The sequence below is a fragment of the Sphingobium sp. SA2 genome (genome assembly GCF_032227065.1).
In the GTDB taxonomy this organism is placed as follows: Bacteria; Pseudomonadota; Alphaproteobacteria; order Sphingomonadales; family Sphingomonadaceae; genus Sphingobium.
In genome coordinates this window covers 1,777,128-1,795,265 of sequence record NZ_JAPMXX010000006.1, presented here as the reverse complement: position 1 = coordinate 1,795,265, position 18,138 = coordinate 1,777,128, and the positions used below count along the sequence as shown (strand labels likewise).

General features: G+C 64.1%; 18 protein-coding genes. 7 read left to right on the top strand and 11 right to left on the bottom strand.

Features of this window, described 5'->3' with window-relative positions; translation table 11 throughout:
• Positions 1–3: 3 nt before the first annotated feature.
• From nagZ to OVY48_RS16500, 4 genes are all read right to left on the bottom strand, one after another.
• Positions 4–1,017, bottom strand: a complete 1,014-nt coding sequence (gene nagZ, locus OVY48_RS16515; RefSeq protein ID WP_313923642.1) for a beta-N-acetylhexosaminidase — start codon at positions 1,015–1,017, stop codon at positions 4–6.
• Positions 1,018–1,069: 52 nt separating this feature from the next.
• On the bottom strand, positions 1,070–1,792 hold the full coding sequence (locus OVY48_RS16510; protein WP_313923641.1) for an SPOR domain-containing protein: 723 nt from the start codon (positions 1,790–1,792) through the stop codon (positions 1,070–1,072).
• 22 nt (positions 1,793–1,814) lie between these two features.
• Positions 1,815–3,539 carry an arginine--tRNA ligase gene (gene argS, locus OVY48_RS16505; protein ID WP_313923640.1) on the bottom strand — a complete coding sequence of 575 codons (1,725 nt, stop codon included), beginning with the start codon at positions 3,537–3,539 and terminating at the stop codon, positions 1,815–1,817.
• Between the two features lie 203 nt (positions 3,540–3,742).
• Complete coding sequence (locus tag OVY48_RS16500) at positions 3,743–4,351, bottom strand: hypothetical protein (RefSeq protein WP_037478756.1); 609 nt, start codon at positions 4,349–4,351, stop codon at positions 3,743–3,745.
• Positions 4,352–4,519: 168 nt separating this feature from the next.
• Here OVY48_RS16500 and ispH point away from each other — a divergent pair, with 168 nt between their 5' ends.
• The 3 genes from ispH to rnhA are packed head-to-tail and all read left to right on the top strand — an operon-like array spanning position 4,520 to position 6,951.
• The gene (gene ispH / locus OVY48_RS16495; protein WP_096061889.1) at positions 4,520–5,479 is read left to right on the top strand and encodes a 4-hydroxy-3-methylbut-2-enyl diphosphate reductase; all 960 of its coding nucleotides are present in this window, start codon (positions 4,520–4,522) and stop codon (positions 5,477–5,479) included.
• A 3-nt stretch (positions 5,480–5,482) separates the two neighbouring features.
• Positions 5,483–6,460 carry a homoserine kinase gene (gene thrB, locus OVY48_RS16490; RefSeq protein ID WP_313923639.1) on the top strand — a complete coding sequence of 326 codons (978 nt, stop codon included), beginning with the start codon at positions 5,483–5,485 and terminating at the stop codon, positions 6,458–6,460.
• Between the two features lie 44 nt (positions 6,461–6,504).
• Positions 6,505–6,951: a ribonuclease HI gene (rnhA, locus tag OVY48_RS16485; protein WP_313923638.1), complete on the top strand. Its 447-nt coding sequence runs from the start codon at positions 6,505–6,507 to the stop codon at positions 6,949–6,951.
• 13 nt (positions 6,952–6,964) lie between these two features.
• On the opposite strand, the gene aguB is transcribed toward rnhA, so the two are convergent.
• Entirely contained in the window at positions 6,965–7,813 is an 849-nt protein-coding gene (gene aguB / locus OVY48_RS16480) for an N-carbamoylputrescine amidase (RefSeq protein WP_313923637.1), read from the bottom strand.
• 117 nt (positions 7,814–7,930) lie between these two features.
• Positions 7,931–8,914, bottom strand: coding sequence for an agmatine deiminase family protein (locus OVY48_RS16475; protein ID WP_313923636.1), 984 nt, complete (start codon positions 8,912–8,914; stop codon positions 7,931–7,933).
• Between the two features lie 100 nt (positions 8,915–9,014).
• Between OVY48_RS16475 and OVY48_RS16470 the strand changes: the two genes are divergently transcribed.
• Positions 9,015–9,467, top strand: a complete 453-nt coding sequence (locus OVY48_RS16470; protein ID WP_096061884.1) for a DUF6265 family protein — start codon at positions 9,015–9,017, stop codon at positions 9,465–9,467.
• Positions 9,468–9,567: 100 nt separating this feature from the next.
• Here the strand turns inward: OVY48_RS16470 and OVY48_RS16465 are convergent, their stop codons facing one another.
• Complete coding sequence (locus tag OVY48_RS16465; protein ID WP_313923635.1) at positions 9,568–11,247, bottom strand: M28 family peptidase; 1,680 nt, start codon at positions 11,245–11,247, stop codon at positions 9,568–9,570.
• A gap of 131 nt (positions 11,248–11,378) precedes the next feature.
• On the opposite strand from OVY48_RS16465, the gene OVY48_RS16460 reads away from it, so the two are divergent.
• Entirely contained in the window at positions 11,379–13,358 is a 1,980-nt protein-coding gene (locus OVY48_RS16460) for a S9 family peptidase (RefSeq protein WP_313923634.1), read from the top strand.
• Between the two features lie 67 nt (positions 13,359–13,425).
• Here OVY48_RS16460 and rpsD read toward each other — a convergent pair whose 3' ends face one another.
• Positions 13,426–14,040: a 30S ribosomal protein S4 gene (gene rpsD / locus OVY48_RS16455; RefSeq protein WP_037476595.1), complete on the bottom strand. Its 615-nt coding sequence runs from the start codon at positions 14,038–14,040 to the stop codon at positions 13,426–13,428.
• Positions 14,041–14,285: 245 nt separating this feature from the next.
• Here rpsD and OVY48_RS16450 point away from each other — a divergent pair, with 245 nt between their 5' ends.
• A complete protein-coding gene (locus OVY48_RS16450) occupies positions 14,286–14,582 on the top strand; it encodes a chorismate mutase (protein ID WP_313923633.1) in 297 nt (98 codons plus the stop codon).
• On the opposite strand, the gene OVY48_RS16445 is transcribed toward OVY48_RS16450, so the two are convergent.
• Positions 14,579–15,715, bottom strand: a complete 1,137-nt coding sequence (locus OVY48_RS16445) for a pyridoxal phosphate-dependent aminotransferase (RefSeq protein ID WP_313923631.1) — start codon at positions 15,713–15,715, stop codon at positions 14,579–14,581. The two genes, OVY48_RS16450 and OVY48_RS16445, sit on opposite strands and share 4 nt — an antisense overlap.
• A 66-nt stretch (positions 15,716–15,781) precedes the next feature.
• On the opposite strand from OVY48_RS16445, the gene OVY48_RS16440 reads away from it, so the two are divergent.
• A complete protein-coding gene (locus OVY48_RS16440; RefSeq protein WP_313923630.1) occupies positions 15,782–16,045 on the top strand; it encodes a hypothetical protein in 264 nt (87 codons plus the stop codon).
• Here the strand turns inward: OVY48_RS16440 and OVY48_RS16435 are convergent.
• Positions 16,022–17,149 carry an FAD-dependent oxidoreductase gene (locus OVY48_RS16435; RefSeq protein ID WP_313923629.1) on the bottom strand — a complete coding sequence of 376 codons (1,128 nt, stop codon included), beginning with the start codon at positions 17,147–17,149 and terminating at the stop codon, positions 16,022–16,024. The genes OVY48_RS16440 and OVY48_RS16435 overlap by 24 nt on opposite strands.
• Positions 17,146–18,123, bottom strand: a complete 978-nt coding sequence (locus OVY48_RS16430; RefSeq protein ID WP_409593703.1) for an alpha/beta fold hydrolase — start codon at positions 18,121–18,123, stop codon at positions 17,146–17,148. Before OVY48_RS16430 ends, OVY48_RS16435 begins: the two co-directional genes overlap by 4 nt.
• Positions 18,124–18,138: the final 15 nt, after the last annotated feature.

Genomic DNA, 18,138 nt, shown 5'->3' with positions numbered 1-18,138 from the left:
CGATCAGGCCGCGACCGGTTCCAGCAGCCGGTCGCGCGTCGCCAGCAGCGCTTCGAGCGGCGGCTGATCCGCGCCGCGCGGGGCGCTGGCCATCGCACGATCGAGCCGCGCCCGCGACTCTATCTGCATGTCCGGCAGCGCCCCGGCAATGGCGACCATGTCGTCCATCCGCCCCCAGCAGTTGAGCGCGAGGTCGCATCCGGCCGCAACGACACCTGCGGCCAGCTCCGCGATGCTGCCATCCAGCGCCTTCATGTCGAGATCATCGGACATCAGCAGGCCGTCAAAGCCGATGGCATCGCGAATGATCCCGCCGATGACCTTGGGCGACAGGCTGGCGGGCTGCTCTGCATCCCAGGCGGTATAGACGACATGCGCCGTCATCCCCATCGGCGCCCAGTTCAACGTGCGGAACGGGCCAAGATCGGTTTCCAGCACATTGAGGTCGGCCTTTACCACCGGCAGTTCCAGATGGCTATCGACCAGGGCGCGACCATGCCCCGGCATATGTTTGACGATGCCGACCACGCCGCCCTGCGCCAGCCCCTCCAGCGTCGCGCGGCCCAGCGCAGCGACCCGCATCGGTTCGGCCCCCAGCGTCCGGTCGCCCATGATGTCGCTTGCGCCCTCCTGCCGCACATCGAGCAACGGCAGCGCATCAACGGTGATGCCGACTTCGGCGAGCGTCAGGGCGATAGCATGGGCATTGGCCCGCGCCGCCGCAATCGCGCTCGACGGCGCAACATCATAGAGGCGATCGAACACAGCGCCGGGCGGAAAGGCTGGCCAGACCGGCGGGGCCATCCGCGCCACGCGACCGCCTTCCTGATCGATCATGATCAGCAGATCGTCGCGCCCATGCAAGGCGCGCAGATCGTCGGTCAGCGCGCGCAGTTGCGCCCGATCGACGATGTTGCGCTTGAACAGGATATAGCCTGCGGGCTGCGCCTCGGCAAAGAAGGCGCGCTCGTCAGGGGTCAGGGCTGGGCCGGACAGGCCGAAAATGACAGGCTTCATGGCATCGACGGTAACGATATGCGGCCCTTCTGTCGAAGGGCTTTATCCGATCCTAATTGACCATCAGGCAGCTTTCGCCCGCTACCTTGAGCTTGCCGCAAATGACGCTCGCCTGTCCGCCCGCACTGGCGCGCAGGCGATAGACGGTGCCGCCGCCGACCTGGGCCGGTTCGACGGTCATGGCGAGCGGCGCGAGATAGGCGAAGCGCTTGGATAGACGGCTCCACGCATCCTTGGCACCCGCCGCGCTGCCATAGGCGCCCAGTTGGATCATCGCGCCGCCGCTCGCGGCCTTGGTGACGGCAACGGGCGTGTCGCTCGTGCCGTCGGTCACGGGCGCGGAGACGCTTTGCGCAGGCTTGACCGGCACGACTGGCCTAGTGCCGGTGGGCGCAGGCGTGCCCTTGGCCATCGGCGTTTCAGGCACGCGGCTGGGGTCGATCCGCCCGTCACGCGCCACGCCTTCGCTCGCGGCGAAGCTGGCATCGCCCTCGCCATCGAACTTGCGCGCATCGGCTTCGTTTGCGGCGATCTTATAGTCCTGCGGCGGCGCGGCGATGAGTTGCCCTTCACCAGCCAGATTAGCGCCGTTGCGATTCTGCACCCACCACACACCGGCGACGACCGCGCCCACCAGGATCAGGCCGAGCAGGATCAAGCCGAGCAGACGCAGCGGCGAAAGGCTTTCCGGGTCGCTATCGTCGATCGCGGGCTCCAGCCAGGGCAGCCGGTCCTCATCGTCGAAATCGAGTCGACCGCGCCCATAGTCGCTCATCGTCACTTCACTCCGCTTTCATTCACTGCATTTCGGTCAGCGCGACCACGCCCATCAGGGCGAGGCCGTTGCGGATAATCTGCCCTATTCCCTGCGCCAGGGAAAGCCGTGCCGCCGTCATCGCCGGATCGTCGGCCAGGATCACCCGCGCGCGCGGATCGTCATTGCCCATATTCCACCAGCCATGGAACGCGGACGCCAAGTCATTGAGATAAAAGGCAATACGGTGGGGCTCGCGCATCTGCGCTGCCCCTTCCACCACGCGCGGGAATTGCGCGGCGAGCTTGACCAAGCCCAATTCCGCCGTCCCAAGAAGGGACAGGTCGGCTGCGGGAAGCGCAATCCCTGCCTCCTGCGTCCGCCGTCCGAGCGACGAGATGCGCGCATGGGCATATTGGACGTAGAAGACCGGATTATCCTTCGAGGCCTCCACCACCTTGGCAAAATCGAAATCCATCTGCGCATCGGCCTTGCGCGTCAGCATGGTGAAGCGCACGACATCCTTGCCCACTTCGCCCACGACATCGGCGAGCGTCACAAAATTACCCGCGCGTTTGGACATCTTCACCGGCTCGCCATCGCGCAGCAGGCGGACCATCTGAATGAGCTTGACGTCGAACCGCGCCTTGCCTTCCGTCAGCGCAGCGACTGCCGCCTGAATGCGCTTGACAGTCCCGGCATGGTCCGCGCCCCAAATGTCGATCAACTGGTCAGCATACTGCGCCTTTTGGTAATGATAGGCCATGTCGGCGCCGAAATAGGTCCAACTGCCGTTCGACTTCTTGATCGGCCGGTCCTGATCGTCGCCGAACTTGGTCGAGCGGAACAGCGGCAGTTCGACCGGTTCCCAATCGTCGGGCAGTTCGCCCTTGGGCGCTTCCAGCACGCCATCATAGACCAGATCCTGCGCCCGCAGCCAGGCTTCGGCCTGTTCCGGCTTGCCCGCCGCCTGCAATTCCGCCTCGGACGAGAAAATGTCATGATGGATGCCGAGCAGCGCGAGATCATCGCGGATCATGTCCATCATCTTCGCCACGGCGAAGGTGCGGAAGGTCACCAGCCAATCACCCTCCGGCGCATCCACGAACCGATCGCCATATTCGGCGGCCAATGCTTGGCCCACCGGGACGAGATAATCGCCCGGATACAGGCCTTCGGGGATGGCGATCGTTTCGCCCAGCGCTTCGCGGTAGCGCAGGTGCGCCGACCGGGCGAGGACATCGACCTGCCCGCCCGCGTCATTGATATAATATTCGCGGATCACCTTATGCCCGGCATATTCCAGCAGCGTGGCAAGCGCGTCGCCCACCACTGCGCCCCGGCAATGGCCCATATGCATGGGGCCTGTCGGGTTAGCGGAGACATATTCGATATTGACGGTGATGCCCTGCCCCACATCGGACCGGCCATAATCATCGCCATCGGTCTGGATCGCCGCGAGTTCCGCGCGCCATGTCACATCGGTCAATGTCAGGTTGATGAAGCCCGGCCCGGCGATCGAGGCGCTGTCGACCTCTTCGAGCGCTTGCAGCTTGGTAACGATCGCTTCGGCCAAGGCGCGCGGGTTGGTGCCCGCGGGCTTGGCCAGCACCATCGCCGCATTGGTCGCCATGTCGCCATGGCTGGGGTCGCGCGGCGGCTCGACCGTTACCGGCTTGCGGTTGAGGCCAGCGGGCAGAATGCCATCAGCCTCCAGCGCGTCCAGCACGGCATCGAGGTGAGCGGTAAAACGGGTGTAAAGGGACATCAGATTATATCCTGCATCACAAAATGCCGTTCGTCCTGAGTAGCCCCTTCGACTGCCTGCTAAGGCAGGCGCTCAGGACAGGCATTGAGCGAAGTCGAAATGGCGTATCGAAGGATCTGCGCAGCGTGTGATGCTTCGATACGGGCCTTCGGCTTCGCTCAGTCCCTACTCAGCACGAACGGAGATAGGTTAATCGGGTAAGATTAGCGGGTCGCGTTATAGCGCAACTGATCCTGGGTCAGGTTGAACCCGACCAGCAGTTCGAAACTGGTTCGTGCCAGCGCGGCCTTGACGTCCGGCTGGGCGAAGGGGTCGATCGCGGCATCGGCGTCACCGGCCTTGCGCTTCTGGACGATCTTCGCCTGGATGTCGGCGGGCAGCGTGGCCGAGGATTTCTCGACATAGGAGGCGGCCTTCGCCTGCGCGCTGGCGCGATAATCGCCGGGCGCAAAATTCAGAGTCACCTGGCCCACCCGCTTGGCGACCACGGCATTGCCGCCGCGCACAACGGCGGAATAATAAGGCAGCGTCACCTGTCGCGCCGCGCTCGCGTCGCTGCGCCGGGCGTTCACGGTGAAGGTCGCTTCGGTATAGAATTGCGCGCCGTCGGTGCAAGTCGATCGCAGGTCGGTGATGTTCGCCACCACGTCGATCGCCGAGGCATCCGTGCTGTTGGCCGGGTTGAACAGCGTAATGTCACCGGTATAGGCTGGCACCGCCGCCACCGGGCAAGCAGACCGCACTGCGACGATACCGCCGGACGCATCGATTTCTCCCCGGCGCGAACAGCCCGCCAGAGTCAAAGCCAGCATGGCAGTCAGGGCGACACGAGACAGACAGACGTTCCTTGGCACAGGCAGATAATCCTTGGCATGGCCCATCGGCCGAAAGCATCGCGCTTCCTTATCCATCCGCCGCCCCCCACGCAACCGGAAGGAAGCGGCTTTCCTCATGGCTTACATTCGCCTAAGCGCGAAGACATGACCGAGCCAACCGCCGCCCGCCCGCCAATGACTCTCTTGATCGCTGCCCCGCGCGGCTTTTGCGCCGGGGTCGACCGCGCCATCATCATCGTGGAAAAGGCGATCGAAGCCTATGGCGCGCCGGTCTATGTCCGCCATGAAATCGTCCATAACAAATATGTGGTCGACAGCCTGAAGGCGAAGGGCGCGATCTTCGTCGAGGAACTGGACCAGGTGCCCGATGGCGTGCCGGTCGTCTTTTCCGCCCATGGCGTGCCCAAGGCGGTCCCGGCCAAGGCGGAGGAGCGCGGCCTGTCCTATCTCGACGCCACCTGCCCCCTGGTCAGCAAGGTGCATCGCCAGGCCGAACGGCAGGTAGAGCTTGGCCGCCACATCCTCTTCATCGGGCATAAGGGGCATCCCGAAGTCATCGGCACGTTCGGCCAGGTGCCCGACGGATCGATGACGCTCATCGAAACGGTGGAGGACGCAGAAGCGTTCGCGCCGACCGATGCCGACAATCTGGCGTTCCTGACGCAAACGACGCTGTCGGTGGACGATACTGCCGCGATCGTCGCCGTCCTCCAGCGCCGCTTCCCCGATATCGCCGCGCCCAAGGGCGAGGACATTTGCTACGCCACGTCCAACCGCCAAACGTCGGTCAAGGCGATCGCGCCTCGTTGCGATGCGCTCTATGTCATCGGCGCGCCCAATAGCTCCAACTCGCTGCGACTGGTGGAGGTCGCCGAGCGCGAGGGCACCCGCGCCCGGCTGATCCAGCGCGCCGATGAAATCGACTTCGATTGGCTCGACGGCGTGACGACTTTGGGACTGACCGCTGGGGCGTCCGCGCCGGAGATATTGGTCCGCGAAGTCGTGAATGGCCTCGCGGCGCGCTATGACGTGACCGAGGAGATCGTCGAAACCGCGCGCGAAAGCATCGCCTTCAAGCTGCCGCGCGGGCTGGAGGCCGTCTGATCCATGGCCGTCTATACCCAGGTTCCGGCCGAAGAGATCGACGCCTTCCTCACCCGCTATGACGCTGGTCGCCTCGTGTCCGCCAAGGGGATCGCCGAAGGGGTCGAAAACAGCAATTATCTGCTCGAAACCACCGGCGCGGACGGGTCAGGCCATCGCTACATCTTGACCCTCTATGAAAAGCGGGTGGATGAAGCCGACCTGCCTTTCTTCATGGACCTGCTCGACCATCTGGGCGCGCGCGGCTGCCTTGTCCCCCGCTTCATCGCCGATCGCAGCGGCCAGCGATTGCAGCAGTTGGCGGGACGCCCGGCCTGCCTGATCGAGTTCCTGACCGGCATTTCCGTGACCGAGCCGACCCCGGCGCAATCGCGCGCGGCGGGCCAGGCGCTCGGCGAACTGCATCGCGCGGCCGACGGCTTTGCGAGCGAACGCCCCAACGCGCTCGACAAGGCGGGCTGGCATGATCTGGCACGCAAATGCGGTGCCGATTTCGACCAGATTGCCCCCGGCCTCGCCGCGCGGGTCGCCGATGAACTGGCTTTTCTCGACGCCCACTGGCCAGCCGACCTGCCGCGAAGCGTCATCCATGCCGACCTGTTCCCCGACAATGTGCTGATGCTGGGCGACCGGGTGACCGGCCTCATCGACTTCTATTTCAGCTGCACCGATGTCCGTGCCTATGACCTGGCCATCACCCATAGCGCCTGGACGTTCAGCCATGATGGCGCGACCTTCTTTGGCGACCGGGCCGTGGCGCTGGGTGCGGGCTATGCCCAGGCGCACGGTCTAACCGATGCGGAACGCGCTGCCTTCCCGGTCCTGTGCCGGGGCGCGGCGCTGCGTTTCCTGCTGACCCGCGCCTATGATTGGATCAACACGCCGGCCGACGCGCTGGTGACGCGCAAAGACCCGCTCGCCTATCTGCGCAGGCTCGACTTTTACGCCAACGCCGACGCAGCCGACCTGCTCGGCGCATAACCCATGATCCGATCGCCTCTTTCGACGCGATCGGAGGAGACAGCATGACCGACCTGCCCACCGTAGAGATTTTCACCGATGGCGCGTGCAAGGGCAATCCCGGCCCCGGCGGCTGGGGCGCGGTGCTCCGCTTTGGGAGCATGGAAAAGGAAATATCGGGGGGCGAGGCGCAGACGACTAACAACCGGATGGAAATGATGGCCGCGGTCGAGGCGCTCAATGCGCTGAGCAAACCCTGCCGCGTGACGCTCTATACCGACAGCAAATATGTGATGGACGGCATCACCAAATGGATTTTCGGCTGGCAGAAAAATGGCTGGAAGACCGCCGACCGCAAGCCAGTCAAAAATGCCGAAGTCTGGCAGCTATTGGTGCAAGCCACTGCGCGGCATCAAGTGACCTGGCAATGGGTCAAGGGCCATGCCGGTCACCCGGAAAATGAGCGCGCCGACCAGCTCGCCTGCGCCGCGGCGGAGAGCTTCCGCCGCTGACGCCTGCCTCGCGTCAGATATCCTGCGCGATCCGCCCGTACAGCTCCGGCCGCCGATCGCGGAAGAAGCCCATGCCTGCGCGATGGGTGCGCGCCTGCGCTAGGTCCAGCGTCGCCACCAGCGCACCGAAATCCTTGGCATCGCCATCGGCGATCAGGTCGCCCCATTCGTCGCTGATGAAGCTGTGGCCGTAGAAACGCTGGCCATCCTCCTCGCCGATGCGGTTGGCGGCGATCACTGGCATGCAATTGCTGACCGCATGGCCGATCATCGCCCGCCGCCACATGCGGCTGGTGTCGAGGTCCGCATCATAGGGTTCCGATCCGATGGCGGTCGGATAAAACAGCATCTCGGCACCCATCAGCGCCATCACCCGCGCACATTCGGGATACCATTGATCCCAGCAAATGCCGACGCCGATGGTGCCATATTTAGTCGACCACACCTTGAAGCCCGTATTGCCGGGCCGGAAATAATATTTTTCCTCATAGCCCGGTCCATCGGGAATATGGCTCTTGCGATAAACCCCCATGATCTCGCCCTGATCGTCGATCATCGCGAGCGAATTATAATGATGCGGGCCGTCACGCTCAAAGTAACTAGTCGGGATATAAACGCCCAGATCCTTGGCCAGCTTGCGCATTTCCTGCACCGCCGGATGGCTGTCGGTCGGCTGCGCCAGCGCGAACAGCGCTTCGTCCTCGACACGGCAGAAATAGGGGCCTTCGAACAATTCGGGCGGCAGGATGATCTTCGCGCCGCGCGCAGCGGCCTTGGTCACATGCTCGGCCACTTTGGCGATATTCTCGCCCATATCGTCCGAAAAGCTGAGCTGGAGCGCGGCAACGGTCACTTTGGTCATGTCGTCTATTTCTCCGTTCGCCCTGAGCCTGTCGAAGGGCTCCACCGAGCGATAGCGAGGTACCTTCGCTTGCGCTCAGGCGCGGGCTTCGACTTCGCTCAGCCCAAACGGTTGATGTTAAACACTTGGCATTTGCTGGCTGCAGCAATGAAAACTGCCGCCGCCCGACAATATGGCATCGCTGCGCAGCCCGACAATATCCCGCCCCGGAAAGAAAGGAGCCAGCGTATCGAGCGCCGCCTGATCATTGGGCTGACCATAGATGGGCACGATGACGGCCGCGTTGCCGACATAGAAATTCATGTAGCTCGCGGGAATCGCCTCGCCATCGACGATCACTCGCCCCGGCGACGGCATGTCCACCACGGTAACGCCATGGGCGCTCGCCCGCGCGCGCGCATCTGCGTAGATCGCCGCATTGGGATCATCCTCCGTCGTCGCGATCGGCAGCGCCAGCAGCCCTTCGCCAACAAAGCGCGCTAGATTGTCGACATGCCCGTCCGTATGATCGTTCAGCAATCCATCACCGAGCCAGAGCATGTCGGAGAGGCCGAGGCTCCCGGCCAGCAGCGTTTCGATCTTGCCCCGGTCGAGGTCCGGGTTGCGATTGGGATGGAGCAGGCATTGTTCGGTGGTCACGAACAGGCCAGTGCCATCGGTATCGACCGCCCCGCCCTCGAACACCCAATGCTGCGTCGATGTGGGCACGCCGGTCATCGCCGCCAGCCGCGCCCCGATATCCTCGTCGCCCGCCATTTGATATTTGCCGCCCCAGCCGTTGAAGCCGAAATCGACCAAAGCCCGCGCTTTGCCGTCCAACACGGCGATCGGCGCGGTATCGCGCAGCCAGACGTCGCCCAGCGCCTGCACGACGATCGACACGCCGGGCGCGACCAAGGCGCGCGCGGCGTCGGCGTCCCCCTCGTTCGCCACGACCAGCCGCACCTCTTCGCCGCGTCCTTCAGCGTGGAGCGCACTGGCAAAGGCGGCGATCTGCGCCCGCGCTTCGTCAAATGCGCCGGGCCATTCCTGCGGGTTGGTCGGGAAGCCGATCCAGGTCCAGTCGTGCGGTGCCCATTCGGCAGGCATACGAAAAGTCATGCAATGTCGTCCTTACTCGGCGGAAAGGCCGATCCGTGATAGCGGGCGTTAGGCGCGCTCCATAGCGTGCCGGATCGGGTCTGGACAGAGGGCGGGAGCCATGAAGAGAAGAGTTTCGACGATCATAGCGGCGCTGCTGCTGGCGCTGCCCGTCCACGGCAGCGCAGGCGAATTGCCCGATTGGCTGACCGGGGAATGGGTGCAGAAGCGCGACGATCGCTGGAGCGAGGAAGTGTGGACGCTGCCGCGCGGCGGCGTGATGATCGGCGTGGGACGCACCGGGCGCGGCGAAAAGCTGCAATCCTGGGAAGTGATGCGCATCGTTCGCGCAGCCGACGGATCGCTCGCATTCCACGGCGCCCCCGAAGGTGGTCCTGCAACCATTTTCCCTGCGATAGCCGAAGGGGTGCGCGACATCAGCTTTGCCAATCCCACCCATGATTATCCGCAACGCATCCGCTACTGGCGGGAGGGGCGCCTACTCATGGCCGAAACGGCGAATATGGACGGCAGCCGGGCGCAGAACTGGACCTATGCCCCGGCCGGTGAGTGACGCACAAAATCGCCGTTCGCTTCGAGCGAAGTCGAGAAGCGGAAGCGCGGTGCCTGCGTTTCTCGACTTCGCGCGAAACGAACGTAGCTTTGTTGACTGACTATTTCCCTGCCCGATCCTTGTCGCGGATCGCGCGAAATTCGTCGCCATCCACCCAATTGGGCCAGTCGGTCGTATTCGCCAGATCGCGCCCGACCGTATAATAGAGCTTCAGGTCGGCCAGCACGCCGGTCCAGTCCCAATTGGGATCATATTCATCCTTTGGCCCGTGGTAGCGGTTCTTGGTATAATCCTCCGCTGCGGCCATGCCCGCCGCCGTGCCGCCATTGACCAGATCCTCGCCGCCTTCGAAATAGAGCATCGGCAGGCCGTGCTTGGCGAAGCTGAAATGGTCGGAGCGATAATAATAGCCCTTTTCCGGCGTCGGCTCCACCGTGGCCACCCGGTCCTGCGCGGCCAAGGCGCGGTCGAGATAGGCGTCTAGCTGCGACTTGCCCTTGCCGATCACCACCACATTCTTGGCGCGACCCGCGACCGACAGTGCATCCATGTTCACGCCACCAACGGTCTGGTTGAACGGCACCACCGGATTGCTGCCATAATAGGCCGACCCCAATAGCCCCGATTCCTCCGCCGTCACCGCCAGGAACACTTGGCTGCGATCGGTCGGCCCCGCCTTCACATTGGCTTCCGCCAGCGCCACCAGTGCCGCCGTGCCGGTCGCATTGTCGACCGCGCCGTTGCAGATGTCATCGCCATCGGGCGCGGCCTGGCACCGGCCCAGATGGTCCCAATGCGCGCTGTAGAGGACATATTCATCGGGCCGCGTCTTGCCGGGCAGCAGCGCGACGACATTCTTCGAACTATGTTTGCGCAGGTCGTTGTCGAACGACACCGACGCCTTGACCGCGCCCAGCGGCACCGCCTTGAACCCCACTTGCTTGGCGGCCGCCATCTGCGCGGTCAGGTCCAGCCCGGCGCTGGCGAACATGGCCGCTGCCTTGTCCTTTTGAATCCAGCCGATCGCCGAAGATTGTTTGGCATTGCCATCCGCACTGTCGGCGACATGCTGCGCGCCAGTCCAACTCGACTGCACGACGTTCCAGCCATAGGCGGCGGGCACCGTATCATGCACGATGATCGCGGCGGCCGCGCCCTGCCGCGCCGCTTCCTCATATTTATAGGTCCAGCGGCCATAATAGGTCATCGCCCGGCCATTGAACGGCCCGGTCAGGCCCGTCGCTTCATAGTCGGGATCATTGACCAGAATGATGACGGTCTTGCCCTTCACATCCACGCCCGCATAGTCGTTCCACCCCTTTTCGGGGGCGTTGATGCCATAGCCCACGAACACGACCGGGCTGTCCTTGACCGCGATGCTGGGCTGGGTCGTGCGATAAGTGCCGACCACCATTTCGGGGCCATAGCTGGCGCTGACCGCACTCTTGCCGCCCATGAAAGTCAGCGGCGACACATTCTTGGCATTGATCTCGACCAGCGGGACATCCTGAAACCAGCTGCCCTTGTTGCCCGGCTTCAGCCCCAGCTTGCTGAACTCCGCCACCAGCAGCGCCAGCGTCTTCTCCTCGCCCGCAGAGCCAGGCGCGCGGCCCTCATAGGCGTCGGACGACATTTCCTGCACCAGCCGCTTCATCGTATCGATTGATGGCTCGGCGGCATCGGGTGCCGCAGCGACCGACGCGGGCGGCGCATCCATGCCATCGGTGGCACAGGCGGAAAGGGCGAGAACGGCGGCAATCGCCGCGATGGAGCTACGCATGAAAGGCACCCTTTATTCTTGTGATAGCAGGGTGATGCCACTGTGCGGGACACAGGGCAAGCAAGGCCGTTGCCAAGTCTGCAGCGCTCGCCTAGCCATTTGTTACTGGGGCAATGGGGGAGTGAATGGGCATGATCGGATTTCGCAAGGCAGTGATCATGGCGGCGCTGGCCACCGGAACCGCGCCGGTTGCGCTGGCGCAAACCCCGCCTGATGCCCTCGCCAAGGCCTTTGGCGCGCGCGAAACTGTGATTTCCGCCAGCATTTCGCCCGATGGCCAGAAAATCGCACTGATTTCGGCGGGGCCAGGACGAACGAGCCGCGCTTATGTGTTGGAGGCCAAGGAAGGTGCGGAGTTGACGGTGGCGGCCACGACCACCGGTAAACCGGAATATCTCTCCAGCTGCGATTGGGTCGCGACCGATCGCCTAGCTTGCCAGATTTATGGCGAAAGCCGCTATGCCGACGACGTCTATGGCTTCAGCAACATTTTCGCGGTGGATGCATCCGGCGGCAACGCCAAACTGCTGAGCCAGCGGCGGGGCCAAAATGCGTTGCATGCCGATTTTCGCGGGGGTGACATCGTCGATCTGCTGCCCGGCGAAGACGGCGCGATATTGATGACCCGATCCTATGTCCCTGAAGCCAAGATCGGCAGCCTTGTAGAGAAGCGGCTGGAGGGGCTCGGTGTCGATCGCATCGATACCCGCAGTGGCAGCGGCAAGCGGGTTGAAACACCGGCCAAACTGGCGATCGACTATATTTCGGATGGTACCGGCACTGTCCGGATCATGGGGCTGCAAGAGAATAAGGGCACGGGCTATGCCAGGGGCACCTATAAATTCCTCTACAGACCGCTAGGCAAGTCGGGCTGGGACGACCTTTCCACCTATGACGTGCGCGACTATAGCGGCTTCTATCCTCTCGCGGTCGAGCCGCAGCAGAATATTGCCTATGGCTTTGAAAAGACCAACGGGCGTAGGGCGCTCGTATCGATCGCGCTTGACCCTGGGCAGGAAAAGAAAGTCGTCTTCGCCCATCCGCAAGTCGATGTCGCCGGTTTGATCCGCGTCGGGCGGGAGCGCCGGGTCGTGGGCGTCAGCTATGTGCTGGAGCATCGCGAAGCCGTGTATTTCGACAAAGACGCAGCTTCTCTTGTTACCTCATTGGGTAAGGCGCTGGGTGGCAAGGCTGTTCACATCGGCGACATGAGCAGCGATGGGCAGCGGGTGCTGGTATGGGCCGGTAGCGACATCGATCCGGGCCAATATTATCTGTTCGATCGGACGGCGCGCAAATTGTCACCCCTGATGCCGGATCGCCCCGAACTGGCTGGCCGCCAACTGGCCACGATGCAATCGACGAGCTTCAAGGCAAGCGATGGGGTGACGATCCCAGCCTATCTGACGCTGCCGCCCGGCAAAGAAAGCGCCAAGGGTCTGCCCGCCATCGTCCTGCCCCATGGCGGCCCGGAGTCGCGGGACGAATGGGGTTTCGACTGGTTGGTGCAATATTATGCGGCACGCGGCTTCGCCGTCATCCAGCCGCAGTTTCGCGGTTCCTATGGTTTTGGCGAACAATGGCTGATGCAAAATGGCTATCGATCCTGGCGCAAGGCGATCGGCGACGTCGTGGACGCCGGACGATGGCTGGTGGCACAGGGCATTGCCGACCCGGCGAAGCTGACCATCGCGGGCTGGTCCTATGGCGGCTATGCGGCGCTGCAGGCGCAGGTCATCGACCCCGATCTGTTCAAGGCGGTGGTCGCCATCGCGCCCGTCACGGATTTCGGCGATCGATTGCGCCGCGCGCAATATGACAGCAGTTACCTCGTTCAGCAGCAGCGCATGGGCACTGGCCCGGAGGCCGAAGACGCTTCGCCATCCAGCCATGCCGCGCAGTTCCGCGCCCCGGTCCTGATGTTTCACGGCACAAACGACGGCAATGTCGACATCAGCCAGGCAAAAATCATGCAAGGCAAACTGGAAGGCGCGGGCAAGCGCAGCCGCTTGGTCATCTATGACGGGCTGGCGCACAGCCTGAACGACAGCGATGCGCGCGCCGACATGCTCCAGCAGAGCGCCGACTTCCTGCTGGCGGCGGGGAAATAGCCCCAGATAGAAAAAGGGCGGCTCCTTGCGGAACCGCCCTTTTTCGTGGAGCCTGTCGGAAAACCGATTAGCGCGAATAGAATTCGACGACCAGGTTCGGTTCCATCTTCACCGGATAAGGCACTTCATCCAGCGTCGGCACGCGGACATAGCTGACCTTGGCGGCGCCGTCGGGCGCGACATAGTCGGGGATGTCGCGCTCGGCCAGGGCCTGTGCTTCCATCACCAGCGCCATTTCCTGCGCCTTCTTGCCCAGCGTGATCTCGTCGCCCGGCTTCACCAGACGCGACGCGATGTTGCACTTGACGCCGTTCACATAAATGTGGCCGTGCGAAACGATCTGGCGGGCCGAAAAGATGGTCGGCGCGAACTTGGCGCGATAGACGACGGCGTCCAGGCGGCGCTCCAGCAGACCGATGAGGTTCTGGCCGGTGTCGCCCTTCATGCGGCTCGCTTCGAAATAGTTCTTCTTGAACTGCTTCTCGGTGATGTCGCCATAATAGCCCTTGAGCTTCTGCTTGGCGCGCAGCTGGATGCCATAGTCGGACACCTTGCCCTTGCGGCGCTGGCCATGCTGACCCGGACCATATTCGCGCTTGTTGACAGGCGACTTGGGACGGCCCCAAATGTTCTCGCCCATGCGACGGTCGAGTTTATACTTGGCGCTTGTGCGCTTCGTCATAGATATTTCCTAACAACTGCTAACGACGTTTGTTCACCCCCCTGATCCGAAAACCGGTTCCCACTTTTCGGGGAGGGTGAATGTTACCCCCGGTATCGCCTACGTCCGTATTGCGTCGAAACGCTCAGGGGCAGGGCCACCGCTTCACCGGGATGCGGGACCAATCGCGAAGGCGCGCCTATGGAGAGAAGGGCCGGGCATGTCAACCCTCGACAGGGCTGGACGCGCGGCTTAATCCGGCGGTCATGAACCCTGACGACTATACCTCCATGGCGCAGGTGCGCGCGGGCGTCGATGCGCTGGATCGCCAGCTCGTCGCGCTGCTTGCCGAGCGCTTTGCGCATATGCGCGCCGCCGCCCGCATCAAGCCCGATCGCAGCGCCGTGCGCGACGAAGCCCGCAAGGCGCAGGTCATCGCCAATGCCTGCGCCGAGGCGGAGCGGCTGGGTGCCCCCGCCGACATCATCGCTGAATTATGGGAGCAACTGGTCGAAGCGTCGATCGCCTATGAGATGGCGACGTTCGACCGGACGCGGGGCTAAGCGCGGCGCTGCGCCGCGAACCAGGGGATCATTCGCGCGATCGCATCCTCGACCCGGTCGGTCGACACCGCAAAGCTGAAGCGGATGAAGCGATGCCCGTCGACCGGATCGAAATCGATCCCCGGCGCGGTCGCCACCCCCGTCTCGCGCAACAGCCGCTGGCAAAAGCTGAGGCTATCCTGCGTCAGATGCCCGACATCGGCATAGATATAGAAAGCGCCATCGGGCGGCGCGATCCGTGCCAGGCCCAGTGCTGGCAGCGCGTCGAGCAGCAATTGCCGGTTGCGGCGATAGGTTTCGACATGCGCTTCCAACTCGTTGGCGCAATCGAACGCGGCCAGCCCCGCCTGCTGCGCCAGCACCGGCGGCGTCAGGAACAGATTGCCCATCCGCGCCCGCGCCGCGTCGATCAGCGCGGGCGGCACGACGATCCACCCCAGCCGCCACCCGGCCATACTGAAATATTTGGAAAAGCTGTTCACGACCACCGCGTCGGGCGCATATTCCAGCATTGAATGGGCCGGCTCGGCAAAGCTCAGCCCATGATAGATTTCGTCCGACACGATGCGGATGCCGCGATCGGCACAGACCTGCGCGATCCGCGCGAGTTCGTCGGCGGGGATGATGGTGCCGGTGGGATTGGCCGGACTGGCCAGGATCAGCCCATCGGGCGCGGGATCGATCGCCGCCAGCGCCTTGGCACTGATCTGATAGCGTTCGGCCGGGCCGCATCCGACCTCGACAGGCTCCAGGTAGAGCGCCTTCAACGTATTGCGATAGGCGACATAGCCCGGCCGCGCCGTCGCCACCCGTGCGCCGGGCGCGAACAGGCTGGTCAGTGCCAGCACCAGACCCGGCGACGCGCCACAGGTCAACAGCACCTGCTCGGCCTCCACCGCCACCCCATGCCGTTCGGCATAAAGGCGCGCGATCCGCTCTTTGAGCGCCGGGCTTTCCCAATAGCCCATCGGATCGGTGTCGAGCACATGATGCGCCCTGGCGATAGCGGCGGCGGGTGCGCCGGTCGATGGTTGGCCGAATTCCATATGCAGGATGGAACGGCCCTGCGCTTCGAGGGCATGGGCCTCGCGGCTGATGGCGATGGCGTGGAACGGGTCGATGCTGGCGATCATGCGCGTCTGCCTAGGCCGCTGCCTGCCTGATCGCAACCATGGCGCTGGCGCGGCGTTCAAAGATCCATGTCCGACACCATCCTCACTGCCCTGCAATATTATGGCGCGGGCGCCGCTACGTTGGCGGCCTTGATCGTCTCACTGAACCTTGGCCGACGGATCACCGGCTGGGCCTTCGTGCTGTTCGTCACCAGCTCGATCGCGTTGATCGGCTGGGGCTTTCTGGCCGAGGATAGCGAGGGGATTGGCTGGCAGAATGTCGCGCTGCTGGTCATCAACGCCGTCGGCGTGTGGCGCTATCTGCTTTCAAAGCACAAGCCGCGCGATTGACGATCGAAACCGGGCCGGATCATAGGTAGCAGCATCGATTGGCGCGAGAGAATCTGGCGGTGCCACACCCCGGATCAGGCTGGCCGCAAACATCGCAGCAGCCGGTGCCGTCTGGATGCCGAAACCGCCCTGCCCCGCGAACCAGAAAAAGCCCGGCATGTCGGGATCGAAGCCATAGACCGGCGCGCGATCCGGCGCGAAGCTGCGCAGCCCGGCCCAGCGATGTTCAATGCCTGCCACCGGCCAGTCCACCACCGCCTCGAACCGCGCCACCGCCTGCGCCACGGCCATCTCTTCCGGCGCAGCATCGCAGGGCGGTGAAGGCACTTCGTCATGCGGGGTCAGCCACACACGGTCGCGCCCTTCCGGCTTGAAATAAAAGCCGCCACCAAGGTCCATCACCAGTGGCAGGTCAGGCGATGGCAAGGACGGCACCCGCAATTGCGCCACCGTCCGCCGCAACGGCGTGATCCCGACCGGCGCGACACCACAGGCCTGCGCGACATCATCCGCCCAGGCGCCCGCTGCATTGACGATCAGCCCACAATCCAGCGGCCCGTCCGCTGTCTCGATCCGCCAGCCACTCCCCTCGCGCCGTGCGCTGATCAGCCGCGCGCCCAGTTGCATCGCCCCGCCGCGCCGACGCAATTGCCGCAACCAGGCCTGATGCAGCGCCGCGACATCGATATCGCGGCAACTCGCCTCCATCACGCCCAGCGTCCAGTCGGGCCTTAGACCCGGCACGTAGGCGGCCGGATCGACCAGCTGCAAATCCACCCTGCCCGCAAAATCGGCGATCAGCGCATCGCGCGCCGCTTCATCCGAAGCCCGCCCGATATGCAGGGTGCGGCGCGGCGACAGGAAGCTGCCGTCATGAAAGTCGGGATCGGGGGCCGCCAGCATCGGCCCCGATGCCGTGGTCAGCGGCTGGACTGCCGGACCGCCATAGGTTTCTTCCCAAAAGGCCACGGACCGGCCGGTCGCATGATAGCCCGCCTGCCGCTCCATCTCCAGAACCAGCACGCGGCCATGCGCCGCCAGTTCAGCGCCCAGGCTGGCCCCCGCCATCCCGCCACCGACAATCACGATATCGGGCAGGCTCACCGGGCGGCCTCATCCAGAAAAGCATCGATCCGCCCCAGCGCATCCAGACGTACCCCGTCCAGTTCGCGCAGGATTTCATGCGCCGCCTCGCGCCCATAGACATGCAGTTGCGCGCCCGGAATGCGGGCCGCCGCCGCCCGGATGGCGGGGGTGGACACCAGCTGATCCACGCGCGTCGCCAATATCAACAAAGGCACGTCGATCTGCGTGAGGCCATCGCCTTCGCTCAGTGCCCGCGTCGATTCGAGCGCCTGCGCGACCCAGTTCCAGCTTGGCGGCCCCAGGGCAATCTCGCGACTATGGTCGCGCCACCATAGTTCGTCGGCATAGCGTTCCGGGTCATGCGTCAGGCGCTTCTGCCGCATCCGCCGCTGCCGCTCCGAATCCTCCTTCTGCGTCCAGGCACGCAGCCGCCCCTTGCCGCGTCGTATCATTCGCTGTGCGACCATCACCGCCAGCCAGCGGGGCAGCGGCGCACTGTGCAGGCCCAGCATCGGAGCGATCGCGACCGCCGCATCGGGTGGCGTCATCCCCTCGGCCAGCGCCCGCAACAGCATATGGCCGCCCATGCTATGCGCCACCATCGCGCTTGGTCCGCTACCCAGCGCCCGCCAATCATCGGCCAGCGCGCGAAGGTCCGCGATATAGTCGGCGAAATCGTCGATATGGCCGCAGAGCAGGTCATCCGTCAGACGCCCCGACCCGCCCTGCCCGCGCCAATCGAAACTGGTGACGGCCCAACCGCGCGCCGCCCAATGGGCAATGACCTCCAAATATTTTTCGATCATGTCGCCGCGCCCGCCCATGACGAGCATGCGCCCGCGCGCGCCGCTGCCCAATTGGTAACGGCGAATCGGCCAGCCGTCGGGCGCGGTCCAATAGTCCAGCCGCCCGCCCATCGGCCAGGCGCGCCGGTCCAGAACCGGTGTGTCGAAGGCCGGAGCCGGAGAAAGGGGCGAATCCATGAACCGCATGGTTACGGTTTGGTA